17 protein-coding genes are annotated in these 15,535 nt (G+C 67.3%); 5 read left to right on the forward strand and 12 right to left on the reverse strand.

Translation table 11 applies throughout. The features are described from left to right. Positions 1 to 6: 6 nt before the first annotated feature. Positions 7 to 627: a DUF47 family protein gene (locus AB0412_RS27040; protein ID WP_028797706.1), complete on the reverse strand. Its 621-nt coding sequence runs from the start codon at positions 625 to 627 to the stop codon at positions 7 to 9. 203 nt (positions 628 to 830) lie between these two features. On the opposite strand from AB0412_RS27040, the gene AB0412_RS27045 reads away from it, so the two are divergent. After that, positions 831 to 1,226, forward strand: a complete 396-nt coding sequence (locus AB0412_RS27045; RefSeq protein ID WP_366405173.1) for a metal-sensitive transcriptional regulator — start codon at positions 831 to 833, stop codon at positions 1,224 to 1,226. Between the two features lie 85 nt (positions 1,227 to 1,311). Here AB0412_RS27045 and AB0412_RS27050 read toward each other — a convergent pair whose 3' ends face one another. Beyond that, entirely contained in the window at positions 1,312 to 1,509 is a 198-nt protein-coding gene (locus AB0412_RS27050) for a hypothetical protein (RefSeq protein WP_366405174.1), read from the reverse strand. An 82-nt stretch (positions 1,510 to 1,591) separates the two neighbouring features. Then, positions 1,592 to 2,443: a hypothetical protein gene (locus tag AB0412_RS27055; RefSeq protein WP_366405175.1), complete on the reverse strand. Its 852-nt coding sequence runs from the start codon at positions 2,441 to 2,443 to the stop codon at positions 1,592 to 1,594. 707 nt (positions 2,444 to 3,150) lie between these two features. On the opposite strand from AB0412_RS27055, the gene AB0412_RS27060 reads away from it, so the two are divergent. Further along, on the forward strand, positions 3,151 to 4,713 hold the full coding sequence (locus tag AB0412_RS27060; protein WP_366405176.1) for an FAD-binding oxidoreductase: 1,563 nt from the start codon (positions 3,151 to 3,153) through the stop codon (positions 4,711 to 4,713). 80 nt (positions 4,714 to 4,793) lie between these two features. Here the strand turns inward: AB0412_RS27060 and AB0412_RS27065 are convergent, their stop codons facing one another. From AB0412_RS27065 to AB0412_RS27105, 9 genes are all read right to left on the reverse strand, one after another. Continuing rightward, entirely contained in the window at positions 4,794 to 5,519 is a 726-nt protein-coding gene (locus AB0412_RS27065; RefSeq protein ID WP_366405177.1) for a phosphatase PAP2 family protein, read from the reverse strand. A 226-nt stretch (positions 5,520 to 5,745) separates the two neighbouring features. After that, the gene (locus tag AB0412_RS27070) at positions 5,746 to 6,750 is read right to left on the reverse strand and encodes a bifunctional lytic transglycosylase/C40 family peptidase (RefSeq protein WP_366405207.1); all 1,005 of its coding nucleotides are present in this window, start codon (positions 6,748 to 6,750) and stop codon (positions 5,746 to 5,748) included. A 117-nt stretch (positions 6,751 to 6,867) separates the two neighbouring features. Next, positions 6,868 to 7,536 (reverse strand): hypothetical protein, encoded by a 669-nt coding sequence (locus AB0412_RS27075; RefSeq protein WP_366405178.1) that lies wholly within the window; start codon positions 7,534 to 7,536, stop codon positions 6,868 to 6,870. Next, complete coding sequence (locus tag AB0412_RS27080) at positions 7,521 to 8,177, reverse strand: hypothetical protein (protein WP_366405179.1); 657 nt, start codon at positions 8,175 to 8,177, stop codon at positions 7,521 to 7,523. The genes AB0412_RS27075 and AB0412_RS27080 overlap by 16 nt, the downstream gene beginning before the upstream one ends. Then, complete coding sequence (locus AB0412_RS27085; RefSeq protein WP_366405180.1) at positions 8,170 to 8,493, reverse strand: hypothetical protein; 324 nt, start codon at positions 8,491 to 8,493, stop codon at positions 8,170 to 8,172. The genes AB0412_RS27080 and AB0412_RS27085 overlap by 8 nt, the downstream gene beginning before the upstream one ends. A gap of 257 nt (positions 8,494 to 8,750) precedes the next feature. Further along, positions 8,751 to 10,019: a putative T7SS-secreted protein gene (locus AB0412_RS27090; protein WP_366405181.1), complete on the reverse strand. Its 1,269-nt coding sequence runs from the start codon at positions 10,017 to 10,019 to the stop codon at positions 8,751 to 8,753. Between the two features lie 55 nt (positions 10,020 to 10,074). After that, entirely contained in the window at positions 10,075 to 10,374 is a 300-nt protein-coding gene (locus AB0412_RS27095) for a hypothetical protein (RefSeq protein ID WP_366405182.1), read from the reverse strand. A 17-nt stretch (positions 10,375 to 10,391) separates the two neighbouring features. Continuing rightward, positions 10,392 to 11,456, reverse strand: a complete 1,065-nt coding sequence (locus AB0412_RS27100; protein WP_366405183.1) for a hypothetical protein — start codon at positions 11,454 to 11,456, stop codon at positions 10,392 to 10,394. Beyond that, positions 11,444 to 12,094 carry a hypothetical protein gene (locus tag AB0412_RS27105; RefSeq protein WP_366405184.1) on the reverse strand — a complete coding sequence of 217 codons (651 nt, stop codon included), beginning with the start codon at positions 12,092 to 12,094 and terminating at the stop codon, positions 11,444 to 11,446. The genes AB0412_RS27100 and AB0412_RS27105 overlap by 13 nt, the downstream gene beginning before the upstream one ends. Positions 12,095 to 12,551: 457 nt before the next feature. Here AB0412_RS27105 and AB0412_RS27110 point away from each other — a divergent pair, with 457 nt between their 5' ends. From AB0412_RS27110 to AB0412_RS27120, 3 genes are all read left to right on the forward strand, one after another. Beyond that, on the forward strand, positions 12,552 to 12,896 hold the full coding sequence (locus AB0412_RS27110; protein ID WP_366405185.1) for a hypothetical protein: 345 nt from the start codon (positions 12,552 to 12,554) through the stop codon (positions 12,894 to 12,896). Between the two features lie 52 nt (positions 12,897 to 12,948). Further along, the gene (locus tag AB0412_RS27115) at positions 12,949 to 13,278 is read left to right on the forward strand and encodes a DUF397 domain-containing protein (RefSeq protein WP_366405186.1); all 330 of its coding nucleotides are present in this window, start codon (positions 12,949 to 12,951) and stop codon (positions 13,276 to 13,278) included. A gap of 137 nt (positions 13,279 to 13,415) precedes the next feature. Continuing rightward, the gene (locus AB0412_RS27120; RefSeq protein WP_366405187.1) at positions 13,416 to 15,530 is read left to right on the forward strand and encodes a PrsW family intramembrane metalloprotease; all 2,115 of its coding nucleotides are present in this window, start codon (positions 13,416 to 13,418) and stop codon (positions 15,528 to 15,530) included. The last annotated feature ends 5 nt before the right edge of the window (positions 15,531 to 15,535 follow it).

Below are 15,535 nucleotides of genomic sequence, written 5' to 3' on the forward strand. Positions count from 1 at the left end.
GACGGGTCAGGACTCCTTGACGGCGATGGTCTCCACCGTGTTCGCCACATGCTCGAAGGCGTCGGCCGCCTCCTCGAGTACATCCACGATCTGCTTCAGCTTGAGCACCTCGATGGCGTCGTACTTGCCGTTGAAGAGGTGGGCCAGCAGCTTGCGGTGGATCTGGTCGGCCTGGTTCTCCAGGCGGTTGACCTCGATCCAGTACTCGGTGAGGTTGTCCATCGTGCGCAGATGCGGCATGGCCTCCGCGGTCAGCTCCGCGGCCCGCGCCAGCACCTCGATCTGCTGCTCGACGCCCTTGGGCAGTTCCTCGACGTTGTAGAGGACGACCAGGTCGACGGCCTCCTCCATGAAGTCCATGATGTCGTCGAGGGACGACGCGAGGGAGTAGATGTCCTCGCGGTCGAAGGGCGTGATGAACGAGGAGTTCAGCTGGTGGAAGATCGCATGCGTGGCATCGTCACCTGCGTGTTCCGCGGCCCGCATACGCTCTGCGATCTCGGCCCGGGCGGAGGAGTCCGCCCCGAGCAGTTCCATCAGGAGTTTCGAGCCCGTGACGATGTTGTCCGCGGACGCGGCGAACATGTCGTAGAAGCTCGTCTCCCTGGGGGTCAGACGAAAGCGCACGTGGGGTCCTCTATGTGCATCGGTTTCGGTCAGGCTGATGCTAGGCGCATCATCCGGCCACGACTAACGGGCCGTCCCCCAGTGTCGCCCATCAGGCACAGTGATGAGCACGGGGGCGGTCGGCCAAGGGGCCTATACCCAGCAAAGTTCGGTACCATATACCCACCAGGGGTATATCTCGGCCAGAACATCAGGAGGACGCCATGACGACCACCGAGGCCGGCGCCGGTGCGCCCTCCGCCCCGGACGTGACGGACGCGGCGACGGACACCGCCACGGACACCGCGGCGGAGATCGTCACCGACCACGACCGCGGCATCCACGGCTACCACAAGCAGAAGCAGGAGCACCTCAAGCGTCTGCGCCGGATCGAGGGCCAGATCCGCGGCCTGCAGCGCATGGTCGACGAGGACGTCTACTGCATCGACATACTCACCCAGGTGTCCGCCTCCACCAAGGCCCTGCAGTCCTTCGCCCTGCAACTGCTCGAGGAGCACCTGCGCCACTGCGTCGCGGACGCGGCCGTCAAGGGCGGCGACGAGATCGACGCGAAGGTCAAGGAGGCGACGCAGGCGATCGCCCGCATGATGCGCACATGACGTGGGCCTTCAGCGCGCGCACGTGACTGGGCCTTGAGCGCGCGCAGGTGACTGGGCCTTGAGCGCGCGCAGGTGACGTGGGCCCTCAGCGGCCGGACTTCACGGGCCCCAGGTCGGAACCCTCACGCTCCTCGGCCACCCTCAGCACCTGGTCGATGCTCTCCAGACTGAGCCGGTCCTCGGCGGCGGAGGCGGCGATCATCAGCTCGCCGGTGAGCTCGATCTCGGCGAGGGCCACGTGGTCCTGAACCGTCCCACCGCCGAGCGGAGCCACGCGCGTCACCTCATCTCTGCCGTCACCGGCTTCCTAGAGTAGGGAGCGCGACACAGACCGCGCATGGCACGTAAGGGCTAGTTCACGCCGGTCACTCCTCGGCGATCCGGCCCGCGTAGATGTCCCCCGCCTCGGGAAGCCGTACGTCCGCGGGGACCCCGAAGTCGTACAGCAGGGTCGTCGACGCCACGGCGACGGGCCGCTCCTGCTGCCCGTTCACAAAGCTGAACCGGTGCCGGATCTTGCGGATCCGCCCCTGGTCGTCGAGGTAGACGTCGAACGGAACCTCGGCCGTGGCGAACCCTTTCGCCGCCGTACGCAACGCCGCCCGGTCGGCTTCCGTGGCCCGCCGCGCGGCCACGGCGAGATCCGCAGTCCCCCGGTAGTGCCGCACCGCCGCCCCGGCCACTTCCGTCCTGCCCACGAACGTCGCCGTCCGCGTCCCGCGCAGCACCTCGGCGGCGGTGAGCGGATCGGTGACACCGCCGGTGACGAGATTGCCGTCGGACAGCGTCGCGGTGTCCACCCGCACCCATTTGTCGGCGGGCACGCCGGCTCCTCGGTTCTTCATGTAGAGCGCACCGGGCGCGAGCAGCTCGGTGATGGGCCGCCGGGCGCTGTCCCCCGCCGGATCCTCCGGCAGCACGACCTTCAGCCGGCCCATCCGCTGCGCGAAGTCGTAGACGCCCTCCCCGCGAATGGTCACCCGGGTCCCGCCGGTGGCCATCTCCATGGAGGTACGCGCCTTGGAACTCCGGGCGTCGACCAGCGCGTCGGCGGCCCGCTCCACCACCTCGACCGGGTCCCCGGCGGGCGGCCCCCCGGTCACGGCCCCGCTGGGGGAACACCCGGAGCCAGCGACCCAGAGACATCCGACCACCCCGATCGCAACGCCCCCGACACCGGCCTGCCTGCCCCGCAGCTGCCGTCGCGATCCAGCCATCGCCTTGCCTACCCCCGCTACGTCCGACACGGGCCGCCTGTCGTTCCGGTTAACGACGAGTAGGTGCCCCCGTCACGCGCGCGGCCGCCGCCGCTACGGTTGTCCCGTGTCGAACGAGGACGCCGAACCGACCCCCGTGCACCACACCACGACCACCACGGAGCAGGGCCCCTTCTGCATAGCCACGTGCACCTGCGGTTGGCGAGGCCCCGCAAGAAGAGCCAGAAGCCAGGCCAGAACAGACGCCAAAAACCACACCCTGGAGTGACACACCCCCGCCCGCCACCCCGCGCAGCCGCGGCCAGCCGTCCCCGCCTAGCAGCGGGCAGTCGACGCACCTGCACTCACGCAGCTGCGGCCAGCCGTCCCCGCCTAGCTGCGGGCAGTCGTGCCCCCCAGTGCCTTTAAGAGCCTGGGAGGTGCCCCCAGGGCGGCACGGGTGGACACGGCACCCCGTCAGCGCCGGGCCGCGCCCCCCACCCCCACCCAGCCGCGGGCGCCCCCGCGTAGCTGCGGGCAGTCGTGCCGCTGGGGCGGCACGGGTGGGCGATGGGGGTCCCCCCGCTCGAGCGAAGCCGAGAGTGGGGGAGGCACCCCGCAAGCGCGGGCAAGCGACACCCACCCCCGCCCAGCCCCCACCCACCCGCACCATGGAACCCCCACGCCCGCCACCCCGTCTCGTCCCACGACACCAACGGGAGGCGTACATGGAACGGCGGACCTTCATCGCAGCCGGCACGGCAACCCTCATAACCGCCTGCACAAACACAAGCCCCGGCACCGACACCGGCACCCGCCCCACGCACACGCCCACCCCCCACCGCACCACCACCACAGCAACAAAAACCGCAACCACCAAGGCCCCCGCCAACTGGACCGCCCTCGCCCGAGACCTCGACGGCCCCCTCATCCGCCCCGGCGACGCCACCTGGCCAACAGCCCACCGCCTCTACAACACCCGCTTCGACACCCTCAAACCCGCCGCCGTCGCCTACGTCCAGCACGCCGACGACATCCGCACCGCCCTCACCTACGCCCGCCGCCACGCCACCCCCCTCACCATCCGCAACGGCGGCCACTCCTACACAGGCGCATCCTCCGCCGACAACGCCCTGATCATCGACGTATCGAAACTCAGCACCATCCGCGCCGCCCGAACCACCGCAGTGATCGGCGCCGGCGCCAAGCTCATCGACGTCTACCGCGCCCTCACGGCCAAGGGCACCACCATCCCCGGCGGCTCGTGCCCCACCGTCGGCATCTCCGGCCTCACCCTCGGCGGCGGCCACGGCGTAGTCTCCCGCGCCTACGGCCTGACCTGCGACAACCTCACCGCCGCCACGCTGATCACCGCCGACGGCAAGCAACTCACCGCCACCCCCACCGACCACAAGGACCTCTTCTGGGCCCTCCGCGGCGCCGGCAACGGCAACTTCGGCATCGTCACGGAGCTGCACTTCAAGACCCACCCCGCCCCGCAGGGCGTCACCGCCTACCTCACCTGGCCGTGGCCGAAAGCCGCCGCGGTCGTCAAGGCCTGGCAGGACTGGGCCCCCACCCAGCCCGACGAGATCTGGTCGTCACTCCACCTCGCCGCAACCCCCTCCCGCACACCCACCCTCTCGATCGCGGCCTTCTCCCTCGGCACCTACACCGACCTCCAGAACGCCGTCGACCGCCTCGCCGCCCGCATCGGCACCCCCGCCGCCTCCGTCTCGCTCCGCCGCCGCTCGTACGAGGACGCGATGGAGCTGTACGCCGGCTGCTCCTCCTTCTCCGAGGACGCCCAGTGCCATCTCCCCGGCACCACCCCCGGCCGCTCCCCGAAGGGCGCCCTGCGCCGCGAGACCTACGCGGCCCGCTCCGACTTCTTCGACCGCGCACTCGGCGAGGACGCCATCCGCACCCTGCTCTCCCAGCTCCCCACCGTCCGGGGCGGCTCGGCCAGCATCGCGCTCACCGCTCTCGGCGGCGCCGTCAACCGGGTCTCCCCCACGGCCACGGCCTTCGTGCACCGCCGCTCCCGCATGCTGGCGCAGTACCTCGCGTCCTGGAGCGAGACCGCCTCCGGCACCCCGGCCCAGTCGTGGCTGACGTCGGCCCACAAGGCGATGCGCCCGTACGCGTCCGGCGCCGCGTACCAGAACTACCCGGACCCGACCCTGAAGAACTGGCGCAAGGCGTACTACGGCCAGGCGGCCCCCCGCCTGGCAGCACTGAAGAAGCAGTACGACCCGACCCGCCTCTTCACCCACCCCCAGGCGCTCTGAGAAGCCGGGGAGCATAGACGACGGGGCGGACGAGATGACGAGGGATCAAGGGGCGACGGGGGATCACGAGACGACGGGGCTCACGCAGCCAGATCCCGCTCCTCAGAAGCGGCAGCAGCCCCCGACGCCTCACTCCGAGCCCCCGGCATCACACCGTCCCGCCGCAGCGCGTCTGCCCGTGCCCCCTTCGCGGCGATCAGCCACCCCACCCGGGGCGACCGCTCGATCGCCCGCATGACCGGCGTCAGCAGCGCCATGGCCACGGGCGAGAGCAGCAGGGCGACGGCCGTACCGAGCGCGAGTCCGCCCACGACGTCGGTCGGGTAGTGCACGCCCATGTAGACACGGCAGAACCCTTCGAGCAGCGCGATCCCGATTCCGACGATCCCGAACTTCCGGTTGGCGACGAACAGCCCCACCGCCAGCGCCATGGTGATCGTCGCGTGGTCGCTCACGAACGAGAAGTCGTTCTTGCCGGAGACGAGGACCTCGAGCCCCTGGTGATCCTTGAACGGCCGGGGCCGCTCGACGAACCCCCGTATCGGCACGTTGACGAGCACCGCGACCCCGGCCGCGAGCGGCGCCCAGACCAACGCGGCGACGGACGACGCCGCGTCCTCACCACCTCGCCGACGCACACCCCACCAGCACCACACCACAAGCAGCACCATGGCGAGGAGCAGCCCGTACTCGCCGACGTACTCCATGATCCGGTCGAACCACGGCGGCGCGTCCTTGGCGAGGCCATTGATGTCGTAGAGCAGGTCGACGTCGGGGTTCGACCCGGATTCGGCGAGTCCAGCCATGGTGCTGCGGCCCCTTCGTCTTCTCTCCCGGCGCACCGTGCGTACGCCGCGACTTGCCACCCCCGTGGTCTGTAGATCCGCTCGTCAGATCCGTACGTCTGCCCGGGCTACGACAACAGGAACGCACGGCCCCCGTTGATACGTTCCACACTCCACTGAATGATCACTCAGACGTTATCGAAGAGAGACTCATCGCCGCAGCTCAGGGGGCTGCTTCACGCTCCGCTCACACCGTCGTGGGGAGTGCTTTCGCGCCATCTTCGGTGACGCGGGTGGCACCAAAGTAGTCAGGCGTGTCGATCGGGTCGAATCGGATCACAGCCCCCGGACGCGGCGCATCGATCATGTACCCACCCCCGACATAAATCCCCACATGCCGGATGGCCCGAGAATCGGTCAGATCATCCGAGAAGAACACCAGATCCCCCGGCAGCAACTCGTCCCGCTTCGGATGCGGCCCGGCGTTGTACTGATCGTTCGCCACACGCGGCAGCTCGATCCCCACACTCTCGTACGCGGCCTTGGTCAGCCCGGAGCAGTCGAACCGTCCGCCCTGCTCAGGCGTCCCGTTCCCACCCCACAGATACGGCGTCCCCAACTTCTTCTGCGCGTACGCGATGGCCCCGGCAGCCTGCCGCGAGGGATCCACCCGCCCCACGGGCGCAGCAAAGCTGTCCTCCAACGCCCGGATCCGCTTCACGTAGTTCTGCGTCTCCTTGTACGGCGGCACACCCCGGTACTTGATCACCGCGTAGGCCCCGGCGTTGTACGAGGCCAGCATGTTTTCGGTCAGATTCCCGGGCACGTCCTTCACATAGGACGCGAGCGTGCAGTCGTACTGCGCCGCCGACGGAATCGCGTCCGCGGGATCCCACACATCGCGGTCCCCGTCCCCGTCCCCGTCGATCCCGTGCGTGGCCCAGGTCCCCGGAATGAACTGAGCGATCCCCTGCGCGGCGGCCGGACTCTTCGCGTTCGGATTGAACCCGCTCTCCTGATACAGCTGCGCGGCGAGCAACGCGGGATTGATGGCGGGACAGAGCTTCCCCCACTTGGCCACGAGCCCCTGATAAGCCGCCGGCACAGCCCCCTTGGCCAACGCCTTGGCGGCCCCGCCCCCCACCCCGTTGACCAGATTCCCGGCAACGACGTACACCCCGATGACGAGCACCATCACAAAGGCAAGCCCAGAACCGACGGCCAAGGTCCCCCACACCCAAACCTTACGCACCGTCAACCCTCCAGCACAGCCCGCGAGTCCACCGCCGCGGCCAGTGTAGAGCGGCCTCCTGACCACTGGAACGAGCTCGGCCCACCACCGAACCCGCGCCGCCCCGGCACACCCCCATCACCTCACGTCCGCCGCGCCGCCCTCCTCCGGCTCCCCGTCCCAGATGCGGATCAGAATCTCGCGCGTCAACTGCTCGATGTCCTTGGCGGCCCGAAGGACCTGGGCGATGTCGTCCGTGGCCGTCCACAGGACGGTGTCGGTCCCGATGTCTTCATTGCGCCAGGCATAACTCAATCCGGCCAGCACTTCCCGGGCGTCGTCCTGGCGCACGTAACGCAGTGCGCGCAAGCCTTCGCCCAGGTCTTCGCTCGGAAAGGCCTCGACGACCGGAGGCTCGACCGCGTCCGGATCATCTGCCCGGACCAAAGCACGCAGTGTCGCCTCACGGTCCCCCACTGCGGGGCGCACCGCGGTGAAGACGGGCAGAGGCATGCTCGTAGGCGAACTGATATGCAGCAGGACCCGTGTGTCGAACCGTTCCGGGGAAAAGGCTTCGGCACAGCGACTCAGAGTGCCCGCCAGAAACGGAATCCCACCCTCTCCTGGGTCTGCGCCGTGTGACTGCCACAGAAGCCGTGCGGAGTCACTTGCCCATGCGCCGATGTCCTCCCACGACTCGTCGTCCCACCGCGGCGGGATCTCGAGCCACAGGCTCGGGTCGTAGTCGACCACGAGATCGAACTCGTGTTCCGGATCCGCCCAGTCCTCGATCACGTCCAGCTCCACCGGAAGGTCCCCATCAACGCGTCAAACCACTCAACGAGCGCGTCAGCCAGCTCGTCGTGCGGATCACCGGCTCCCACGGTGGAGAAGGCGGCCAGGAACCACTGGCGGGGATTGCCGGGCACCGACACCATGTAGTCCACTCTCCGGCTGGCCAACTCAGCTCCGCGGCCGGCGTCGGCGGACACCACGCACTCCCGCCTTACCGCCAGAGCGCCGTCGATCTCTCCACTCGCGAGATCCAGCCCCATACCCTCGCCCCTGGACATCAACCGCACGGCGATGTCCACAGGATCGGATGCCGGCACGGAAGAGCCGTCGGGAGCGAACTGCTGGGGCAGCCTGACCTCTGAGACGACGATCGAGGCGCCGAGATTCACTTCGCCGTCCAGCCGCATCGGCAGATACAGGTCCAGCGCCTTGGCCTTCTGGGCGTCGGCGATTGCGGCGCGGAGTCGGCCCTCGAGTTCGAGCCGAAGCGGTGTCAGCTTGTCACGCGGGACGTCGGCAGGTACCCGTCCCATCGCCTCGGTGGCGATCCTGCGCGCGGCCTCCTCTGCCTCGATGTGACGCAGCGGAATCTGTACCCAGTCCGAGGGCAGGAGCAGACGATAGCCGTTGGGCGGAGAAACGATCTCAGCCATGATCGGCATTCCGCCTGTTCGTGTACCAGATGCCGACGAACACCGAGACGCTGAAGACTACTGCAGGCCACAGCACCCAGCGTTGGTCCAGCACAGCGAAGGGCAGCGCGTAAAAGAGATAGAAGCCGCTGAAAAAGCGCAGATGGGAGTCCAGCTGGAAGACCCTCCTTCGTCGAGCCGGATCTCGGTATCGGAACAGCACCAGCAAGGGAGTCAGCGCGGCCACGTCCCACTCCCAGGTCGGCAGCGGCAGCAGGGCCTCCCCCTGGATCCTCTCCGTGGCCATCGACAGCCCCACCCGCACGAACGCCAGCAAGCACACAGCAAGGAGCGCGTATCGGTAGCGGTCACCCCGCATTTCCTCGCCGTCACCGATTGTGGAGACGTCCGCCTGGGCCCCATACAGTGCGGCCTCCTGCCGGAAAGCTGCTTCTTGCGCGGCTCGAGCGGCTCGAACTGCTTTGGGGGAGAGGCGTCCACGCCTATGAGCAGAGGGCAGGGTCCTGCCTTCGCCCACCTTTCGCGGCCGACGCTGCGGCGCCGTATCCGATTCGTCCCTCACCAGCCTGGACCTCACCATTGCGAACCGACAGGTGCGGAGATCCGCGCCTTCATTCGATCGTATTCGTCGGAAGTGGAATCAACCGCGCCCGCCAGCTTGTCACCAGCGTCCAGGCCCGTCCCCACGATCCACGAGCCCTGATAGGCGCTGAGCTGCTTGCTCGCCGCCTCGGCGCTCTCGGTCAGTTTCGGACTGCCGGGGAACTGATCGCGCCAAAGCCGAATGTCCTTCACCTGCTTGATGATGGCCTTGTCACCGAACACGCTGGCTGATTCACGCAGACTCGGCCGAGGCAGTTCCGTCTCCCTGACCTGGCGTGCAGCGCGCTTGCCCTTCTGGAAGTCCGCAGCCCGATGAATCCGACCCGCCCTTCCACCTGCGCGTCGCGCGCCCATGCTCGCGCGTTGAGCCGCCTGCTTCGCCTGTTTGTTGGCCAGCCCTTGCGCGACCTCACGAGCGCCTTGTTGCAGCCCTTTAATGGCTTTCGCCGCTTTAATCCCGTTACGCGCCATCTTCAGCGCACCGATGTCCATGATGACGTCGAACCACGAACCGTTTCCGGTGAGCGCCTGGACGAGATGGATCAAAGCCACCACACCAGTCAGCGCCAGGGCCACGACACCCAGAGCCGGGAAAAAGATCGCCAGGGCAGAGAAGCCCGTTGCGATCCAGCTCAACGCCTCTGCCCAGTCACCCAGCCAGTCGGCGTCTCCTACGGCGGCCTTGAAGTCGTTCCACCAACTATCTTCCATGTCGTCGTCGATCGACGACCGGATCTTGCCCGCGTAGTGCTCTGCGCGCTCATCGTAGAAGGTCACCGCCGCGTTCAGCCTTCGGCGCGCCTCCTCGAGGTCCTCCTCGGCACGTTTGACTGCTGGATCCTCGGATGCCTCTTCCTTGCCGGAGTCCTTTTGTTTCACATCCGGCTTGTTAGCGTCCAGCACCCGCTGAGCTTCCTGTGCCTGCCGCAGGGCCTGACCGGCCTTCTTCTGGGCGGTCTCCATGTCGTCCGCCCAGCCGTCGAGGTGGCCCTTGACCTCCCGGTAACGGTCTTCGGCGAGATCGAGCCTCTTGGACAGTCCCCGTGCCTTCTCACCGAGCTCGTCGGCGTACTTGCCCTTCAAGCCGTCACTGTCAGCGATCGCCAGCATGGCTGCAGCTTGCTCACGGAGTTTCTTGGCGACCCCTTTCATATGGGTCACTTCCTCGCGAGTCCCCGCCGGGTCACCGGGAACAGGGTCCGCTGCGGCCAGCGGTGACCAATCAGCGGGCCGTGCCATGCAACGTTCCCCCAGGTGGAGTTATGGGTACCATCAGTCGCTCGCCTCCAAAGCGCTACCTTTTCTTGCCTTCGGTGGCCTTGGCCAGGTCGTCATCGAGCTTCTGGAAGGCGTCTCGCGTCGTCTCGACCATCTTCCCCACTTCCTCGATCTCTTCGATCAGCCGCTTACGGTTCTTGTCCCAGTTGTCCACGAAGTCCCCCATGGCCTTGCGGACTCGCGCATCGCCGACGACGGCCCTGACGTCCTTCTTCCACTCTCCTAGACGTTTGAATTCCGTCTGGATCTCATTGAGTTGCTTGGCGCTCTTGTTCAACAGACTGAAGTCGACCTGCAGGTCGGGTCCCTTGGACACCTTCGCTCCCCTCTGTGTCAGCGATTGACGGCTTGGACCTCCTGGACCGTGACGTCCTGCTCCGCACCGAACGTGCCGTCCGGGAGGTCTCCGCCCTCACCAGTCGTGCTCGTCCAGTTGATCTTCCAGGTGACCGTGGCCTTGAGCATGTACGCACCGTCGCCCGATGAGCGCAGATACTTCACGCCGCAGGGCGGGGTCTCGTCGGCCTTGCCCTTGGCGTAGGGCTCGCCGATCTGCCCGTCTCGGATCGCACACTCACCGGATGCGGGATACGTGATCGCATCGTTCGTACCCGGCGTGATCTTCAAGGAGACCGGCTCTGCGGTGGTGGTCGCGCTCAGGCCGAGAAGTGGGACGGAAGCAGTAACGGACACCGGCTTGAACTGAGTGGTGTCCAGCCACGCCCACGTCGGCAGGTTCACCTTGGTCGCCCCCGCCGGCGCGAGGCTCACCTCGGTCGAAGGGACACGGATCTCGGAGTAGGCGAGCTGAGCGAGCACCTCGGAGGTGATCGCCTGCGGGACATCCGCCGGCGGTGCGTCACCCTTGTCGACCCAGAACGGCAACGCGTCACAGTCTTGAGCCGCCGGGTCCGCCTCACGCCCCTCGGTGATGTACGCGTCCCACCAGTAGCCCTCCCCTTCCTTCTCCTCATTGAAGTCCTTGTAGGGCTTGCCGTTGACGAAGTAGTCCTGTGTCTTCCTGGACCACTCGGGGCTCGGGGAACTGCCCATCCAGATCTGCCGCATCCGCGAGCTGATCTCCTTGGGCGTGTAACTGGGCGCGTAGTAGCAGGCGGGCGGGGTCCAGGTTGTGGTGGACGTCACTCCACCGGTTGACGTGCCGGTGCCGTTCTTGGAGCGGTCAAAGACGATCACGCCTGTGACCGATGAGGAGAGCTTGTCGCCTTGGGCACCCGCGGATGCGCTGGTGTCCGCCGCCTTCGGACCAGGGCCATCGCCGAGGGAGGCGCCAGGAGGGTCTTGCGTCGCGAGGGCGTTCGAGGCCGAACCCAGGCAAGCCACGGCTACGGCAACGGCGATAAGAGCTGTCCGGAGCGGGTTGATCACGGCTGGCACCCTGCCGCACCGCGAGTCGAGGCGATCTTCACGAGCTCCCAGACACCCTGCTTGTTCTTGGCAACCTGAGCGCTGTAGGCGACATAGCTGTCCTTGGTCACTTGGGTGCCCTTGAGCTCGCCGGTCTTGATGACCTTGCTGTAGCCCTTGCTCTCGTCTCCGCAGTAGCCAATGGCCGCGCTGGACTCGGACTTCACCTTCACGGCGCGGTCGAAGTACCGAGTAGTGCCCGTCACCGTCCAGCCCGCGTCCATGAACTGCTGCACCCACTGCTGTGCGGCTGCCGCGCCTTCTCCTTCCGTGTAGTACTCCAGGACAGGCAGTCGCGGATTCTGGGCAACGATGGCCGCGTTGAGGGCACGGATGAACTCAGCATTGTCGCGGAGGATCGCGTCCTTCACTGAGTCCCCGGTCTCCTCTGGTGTGAAGGCCAGCTTGACGTCCGACGGCAGCTTGACCGTCGGACGGCGGACGGACTCCGTGGCACTCGAGCTGGGCGCTCCGGACCCGGACAAGTCGGCTCCGGCGATCCGGTCGTCCCTATGGTCGCTCTCGTCACCGCTTCCGCAGGCGGACAGCGACAGGGCCGCGACAGTGGTCAGTGACACGGCTGCGAGCAGGGTGGAACGGCGGTTCACGGACAGCTCCCGGTGGGGCGAGGATTTTCACACGTGTGCCAACGCTATCGACGGGGCGTCATCAACACCAACCTCCCCTGCGTCAAGGGCCAGTTCGCGGCCAGAATTCATACAGCGTCCGTTTCGTGAGGTAAGAGGGCGCGTCCTCACGCTCTTCACCCACTCACGACCTGCATCGTGCCGATCTCGTAACCGACAGGCCTAGGGTTATCGGGTTGGCATGTGCATCGGGTGAATCCCGAGGTGCGTCGCGGACGTACTACACCGGGCGCGGCCGTCGTCTGTCGCTCTTGCGGGCGTGGGCGTCCTCATGGGACCGCTCGCGAGGGGGCCGGAGACGGAAGCTGGTGTGGGCCGAGTGCCAGGTAGGGCCTGCAACTTGAAGTGCAGGACGGGCATCTCCTTCCAGGGTGTCGCGGGTTCGCTGCGCCGCTGGCGAGGTGAGGGAGGACACACGGTGAGGGCAGGGCACGAGCGGGGAGCGTTCGGACTGCGGCCGGAGGAAGGAAACACCGGACAGGACACCGACGTCGTCAAGGTGCCGCTGCGGCAGCTGCTCGCCCATGCCCGGCCACAGGCGCCGGCCTTGGTCGTCGCTTCGCTGCTGAGTTGTGTGGCCGCCGCAGTGGTGCTCGTGCAGCCGCTCGTCGTGAAGAAGGTGTTCACGGACCTGTCGGACTCCCGGCCGGTGACCGCAACCGTGCTGGTGATCGTCGGGCTGTTCCTCGCGGAGGCGCTGCTCGGCTCGGTGCATACCGCGTACTGCTCGACCGCTTGGACTCCCGGGCGCTCGACCCGGTGAAGTCTCGCGACGCCATCCACCAAGTCCTGCGAGACCTGTGAGAGGAACCGCGATGCCCGAGCTCACCTGGCAGAAGTCGTCCTTCTGCGGCACCGGCGACTCCTGCATACACGTCGCCGCCACCCCCCAAGCCATCCACATGACCGAATCCGCCGACCCCACCGGCGCCATCCTCACCACCACCCCCGACGCCTTCCGCTCCCTCCTCCACTCCCTCAAGGGCGCGCCCGCACCCCACCCCCGTATCCGCATCACCGCCACAGAGGACGGCACCGTACGCCTCCACACCCCCGGCGCCGCCACCGTGACCACCGACCACCACAGGTGGACCGCCTTCGTGCTCGGTGTCCGCGCCGGTGAGTTCGATCACTTCGTGAACTGAACAGCCCACTCCAGGCCACGCCTGCCACAACTTGACGCCAACTCGCCCACCGAGCCGCAAGTTGACCACCTAGCATCGCCTCACGCTCGCGATTGCGAATCAGCGTTCGAGTCGGTGCAGCTCGGGGTGGTGTGCCTGTGACGTTGGTGATGGCGGCTGCGGCCGTGTGGGGCGTACTGCAACTGTTCGCCCTCTCCTCTCCCACACGCTCAGTGCGTCTGTCGACCGTGCTGCTTGCGCTCGTCGTGGGGGTGTACGGCTGCGGCGTCGCGACCGCGCTGGTGGAGTTCGCCTACACACGCGTCTACGCGGAGCAGTCCGGGCAGTCGCTGGTGACGGTCGTGAACACCACCAGCTACACCGTGGCGCCCTGGGTGGAGGAACTGATCAAGGTCTCCCCACTGCTGCTGGTGGGGTTGAGCGCGAGGGTCCGCCGCCAGTGGGGGCTCACTGACTTCGTGGTGGTGGGCGCGGCACTGGGCGCCGGGTTCGGACTGCTGGAGGCAGTGCTGCGGTTCGGCCTCGACGCGGACCGGGCGATCGACCGGGGCGAGGGCTGGATCATCCCCGACAGCTTGTCCCCACCCTATGTACCGGGCCTCGGGCAGGTGCTGACGTCCTGGCTCCCGGCACCATTCAGCCAACTGGAGCTGGGCGGGCCGACAGGCACGGAGACGTTCACGCACCTGGTGTGGACCGCCCTGGCCGGCTTCGGGGCGGGACTGCTGTGGCGCGCACACGGCTGGGTGCGGCTGCTGTCGGTGCCGCCGATCGTTGCCGCCGCCGTCCACCACGCCGTGAACAACTATGCGGTGGAGGAACACACCGAAGAGGCCAGACAGCGCCTGGAAGCCCTGGACGGTCTGACCTGGGTGGCACCGCTCCTGTGCCTGCCCCTCGCCATGGTCGTCGACCTGCGCCGACTCCACCGCGGCAAGCGCACCGTACCCGGCGTGCTCCTCGCGTCGGAACGCGCCGAGGGTGACAGCCTGGGAGCCCTGCTGCGCTACGCGGCCTGGCGTCTGCCATGGAGCCTGCTGATCGTCCTGCGGTACGTCAGGCTGCGGCGCTCCTTGCTGTACGCCACCACGTCGGCGCCGCCCGACGACAGCAGGGAACTGCATGAAGTGGTAGCGGGGATCACCGCCCGCATGGACGCCTCCGACAACCGGAGCGCCTGGCAGGCCCTGAACATCCGCGCCTGGCTGAAGGCCGTCAGAGGAGCCCGCCGCTCGAACCGGCGGTGGCTGCTGCTGATCCCGTGCGTCCTCATGCTCCCCGCGCTGCTGTTCCTGGTGGTCGGTTCGTTCACTTCCACCGCCGGCCTCCAGGAGTTCTTCAGCACCGATGCGGGACCACACATCCTCATGGGCTTCGGCATAGCCGCCCTGGCCTGGATCGCCTACCAGCTCACGGTTCTGCTGGGCAGCTGGCGGCAGGTGTCGGCACAGCCGCTGGGAGAACTGCTGGCCGCCCACCGCTTCCGTCTGGGCATCGCGTTTGGGGCTGCAACCACCGGCGTATTCCTGCTCTGGCGCGGGCTCGGAGACGCGGGTCCCGACGGCAGAGCCGTCCGTACGCTCCATCTGCTCGACGCCCTGAACACGTTCCTGGTCTACCTCGGCTTCGCCCTCCTCCTGCTCTCCCTGCTCGCCCTGTTCCCCCCTGGCGGATTCGCCCTCGCCGGAGGCGGAGCAGTCGGCGCCGCCCTAACAACCGAAGCCGCGCTTGGTGCGGGCGTACTCGGATCCGCGGGTGTGGTTCTGATGGCGGTCGGCGCGGGGGGAGCGGGGGCGAGTGAGCCGCCTGGCGGGCATCGTGGTGACGTTCCGCAGTGGCTGCGCGACCAGTGGAATGCGGGTAGAAGATTCAACATAGAAAATTGGCCGCGATACCCGGCCAATGAGGTCTATCTCGAGAACGGGAAATGGCTTGACTCGTACTTACCTGGAAAGGAGATAGTCTCGCGCAAGCGGACACAGATATCACAGATCACGCCGGATACGTTCAAGAATTATTTGCGTGAGATCAGCCAGAAGTACAAGGCCGGCACAAAGATACCGGACACACCAAAAGCACGGGCTAAATATCCACACCTGATCGGAAAGCCCCTGAAAGGGAAATACTACCTGGAAGTCCCCGTCCAGTCCCAACCTGTGCCGGAGTGGGCGCTCAGGGAAGCAGCGAATCATGGTGTGATAATCCGGGACGTGCAAGGCTTCGTCTACCGGCTACCGAAGGGTACAGGGTGAATCGG

It is taken from the genome of Streptomyces sp. NPDC052012 (assembly GCF_040689265.1).
Taxonomy (GTDB): domain Bacteria; phylum Actinomycetota; class Actinomycetes; order Streptomycetales; family Streptomycetaceae; genus Streptomyces.

What these genes read in the sequence shown, in the direction of transcription:
- AB0412_RS27080 (WP_366405179.1), bottom strand. Translation starts at nt 8,177, where the DNA reads ATGGCTGAGATCGTTTCTCCGCCCAACGGCTATCGTCTGCTCCTGCCC.
- AB0412_RS27060 (WP_366405176.1), top strand. Translation starts at nt 3,151, where the DNA reads ATGGAACGGCGGACCTTCATCGCAGCCGGCACGGCAACCCTCATAACC.
- AB0412_RS27065 (WP_366405177.1), bottom strand. Translation starts at nt 5,519, where the DNA reads ATGGCTGGACTCGCCGAATCCGGGTCGAACCCCGACGTCGACCTGCTC.
- AB0412_RS27045 (WP_366405173.1), top strand. Translation starts at nt 831, where the DNA reads ATGACGACCACCGAGGCCGGCGCCGGTGCGCCCTCCGCCCCGGACGTG.
- AB0412_RS27115 (WP_366405186.1), top strand. Translation starts at nt 12,949, where the DNA reads ATGCCCGAGCTCACCTGGCAGAAGTCGTCCTTCTGCGGCACCGGCGAC.
- AB0412_RS27090 (WP_366405181.1), bottom strand. Translation starts at nt 10,019, where the DNA reads ATGGCACGGCCCGCTGATTGGTCACCGCTGGCCGCAGCGGACCCTGTT.
- AB0412_RS27055 (WP_366405175.1), bottom strand. Translation starts at nt 2,443, where the DNA reads ATGGCTGGATCGCGACGGCAGCTGCGGGGCAGGCAGGCCGGTGTCGGG.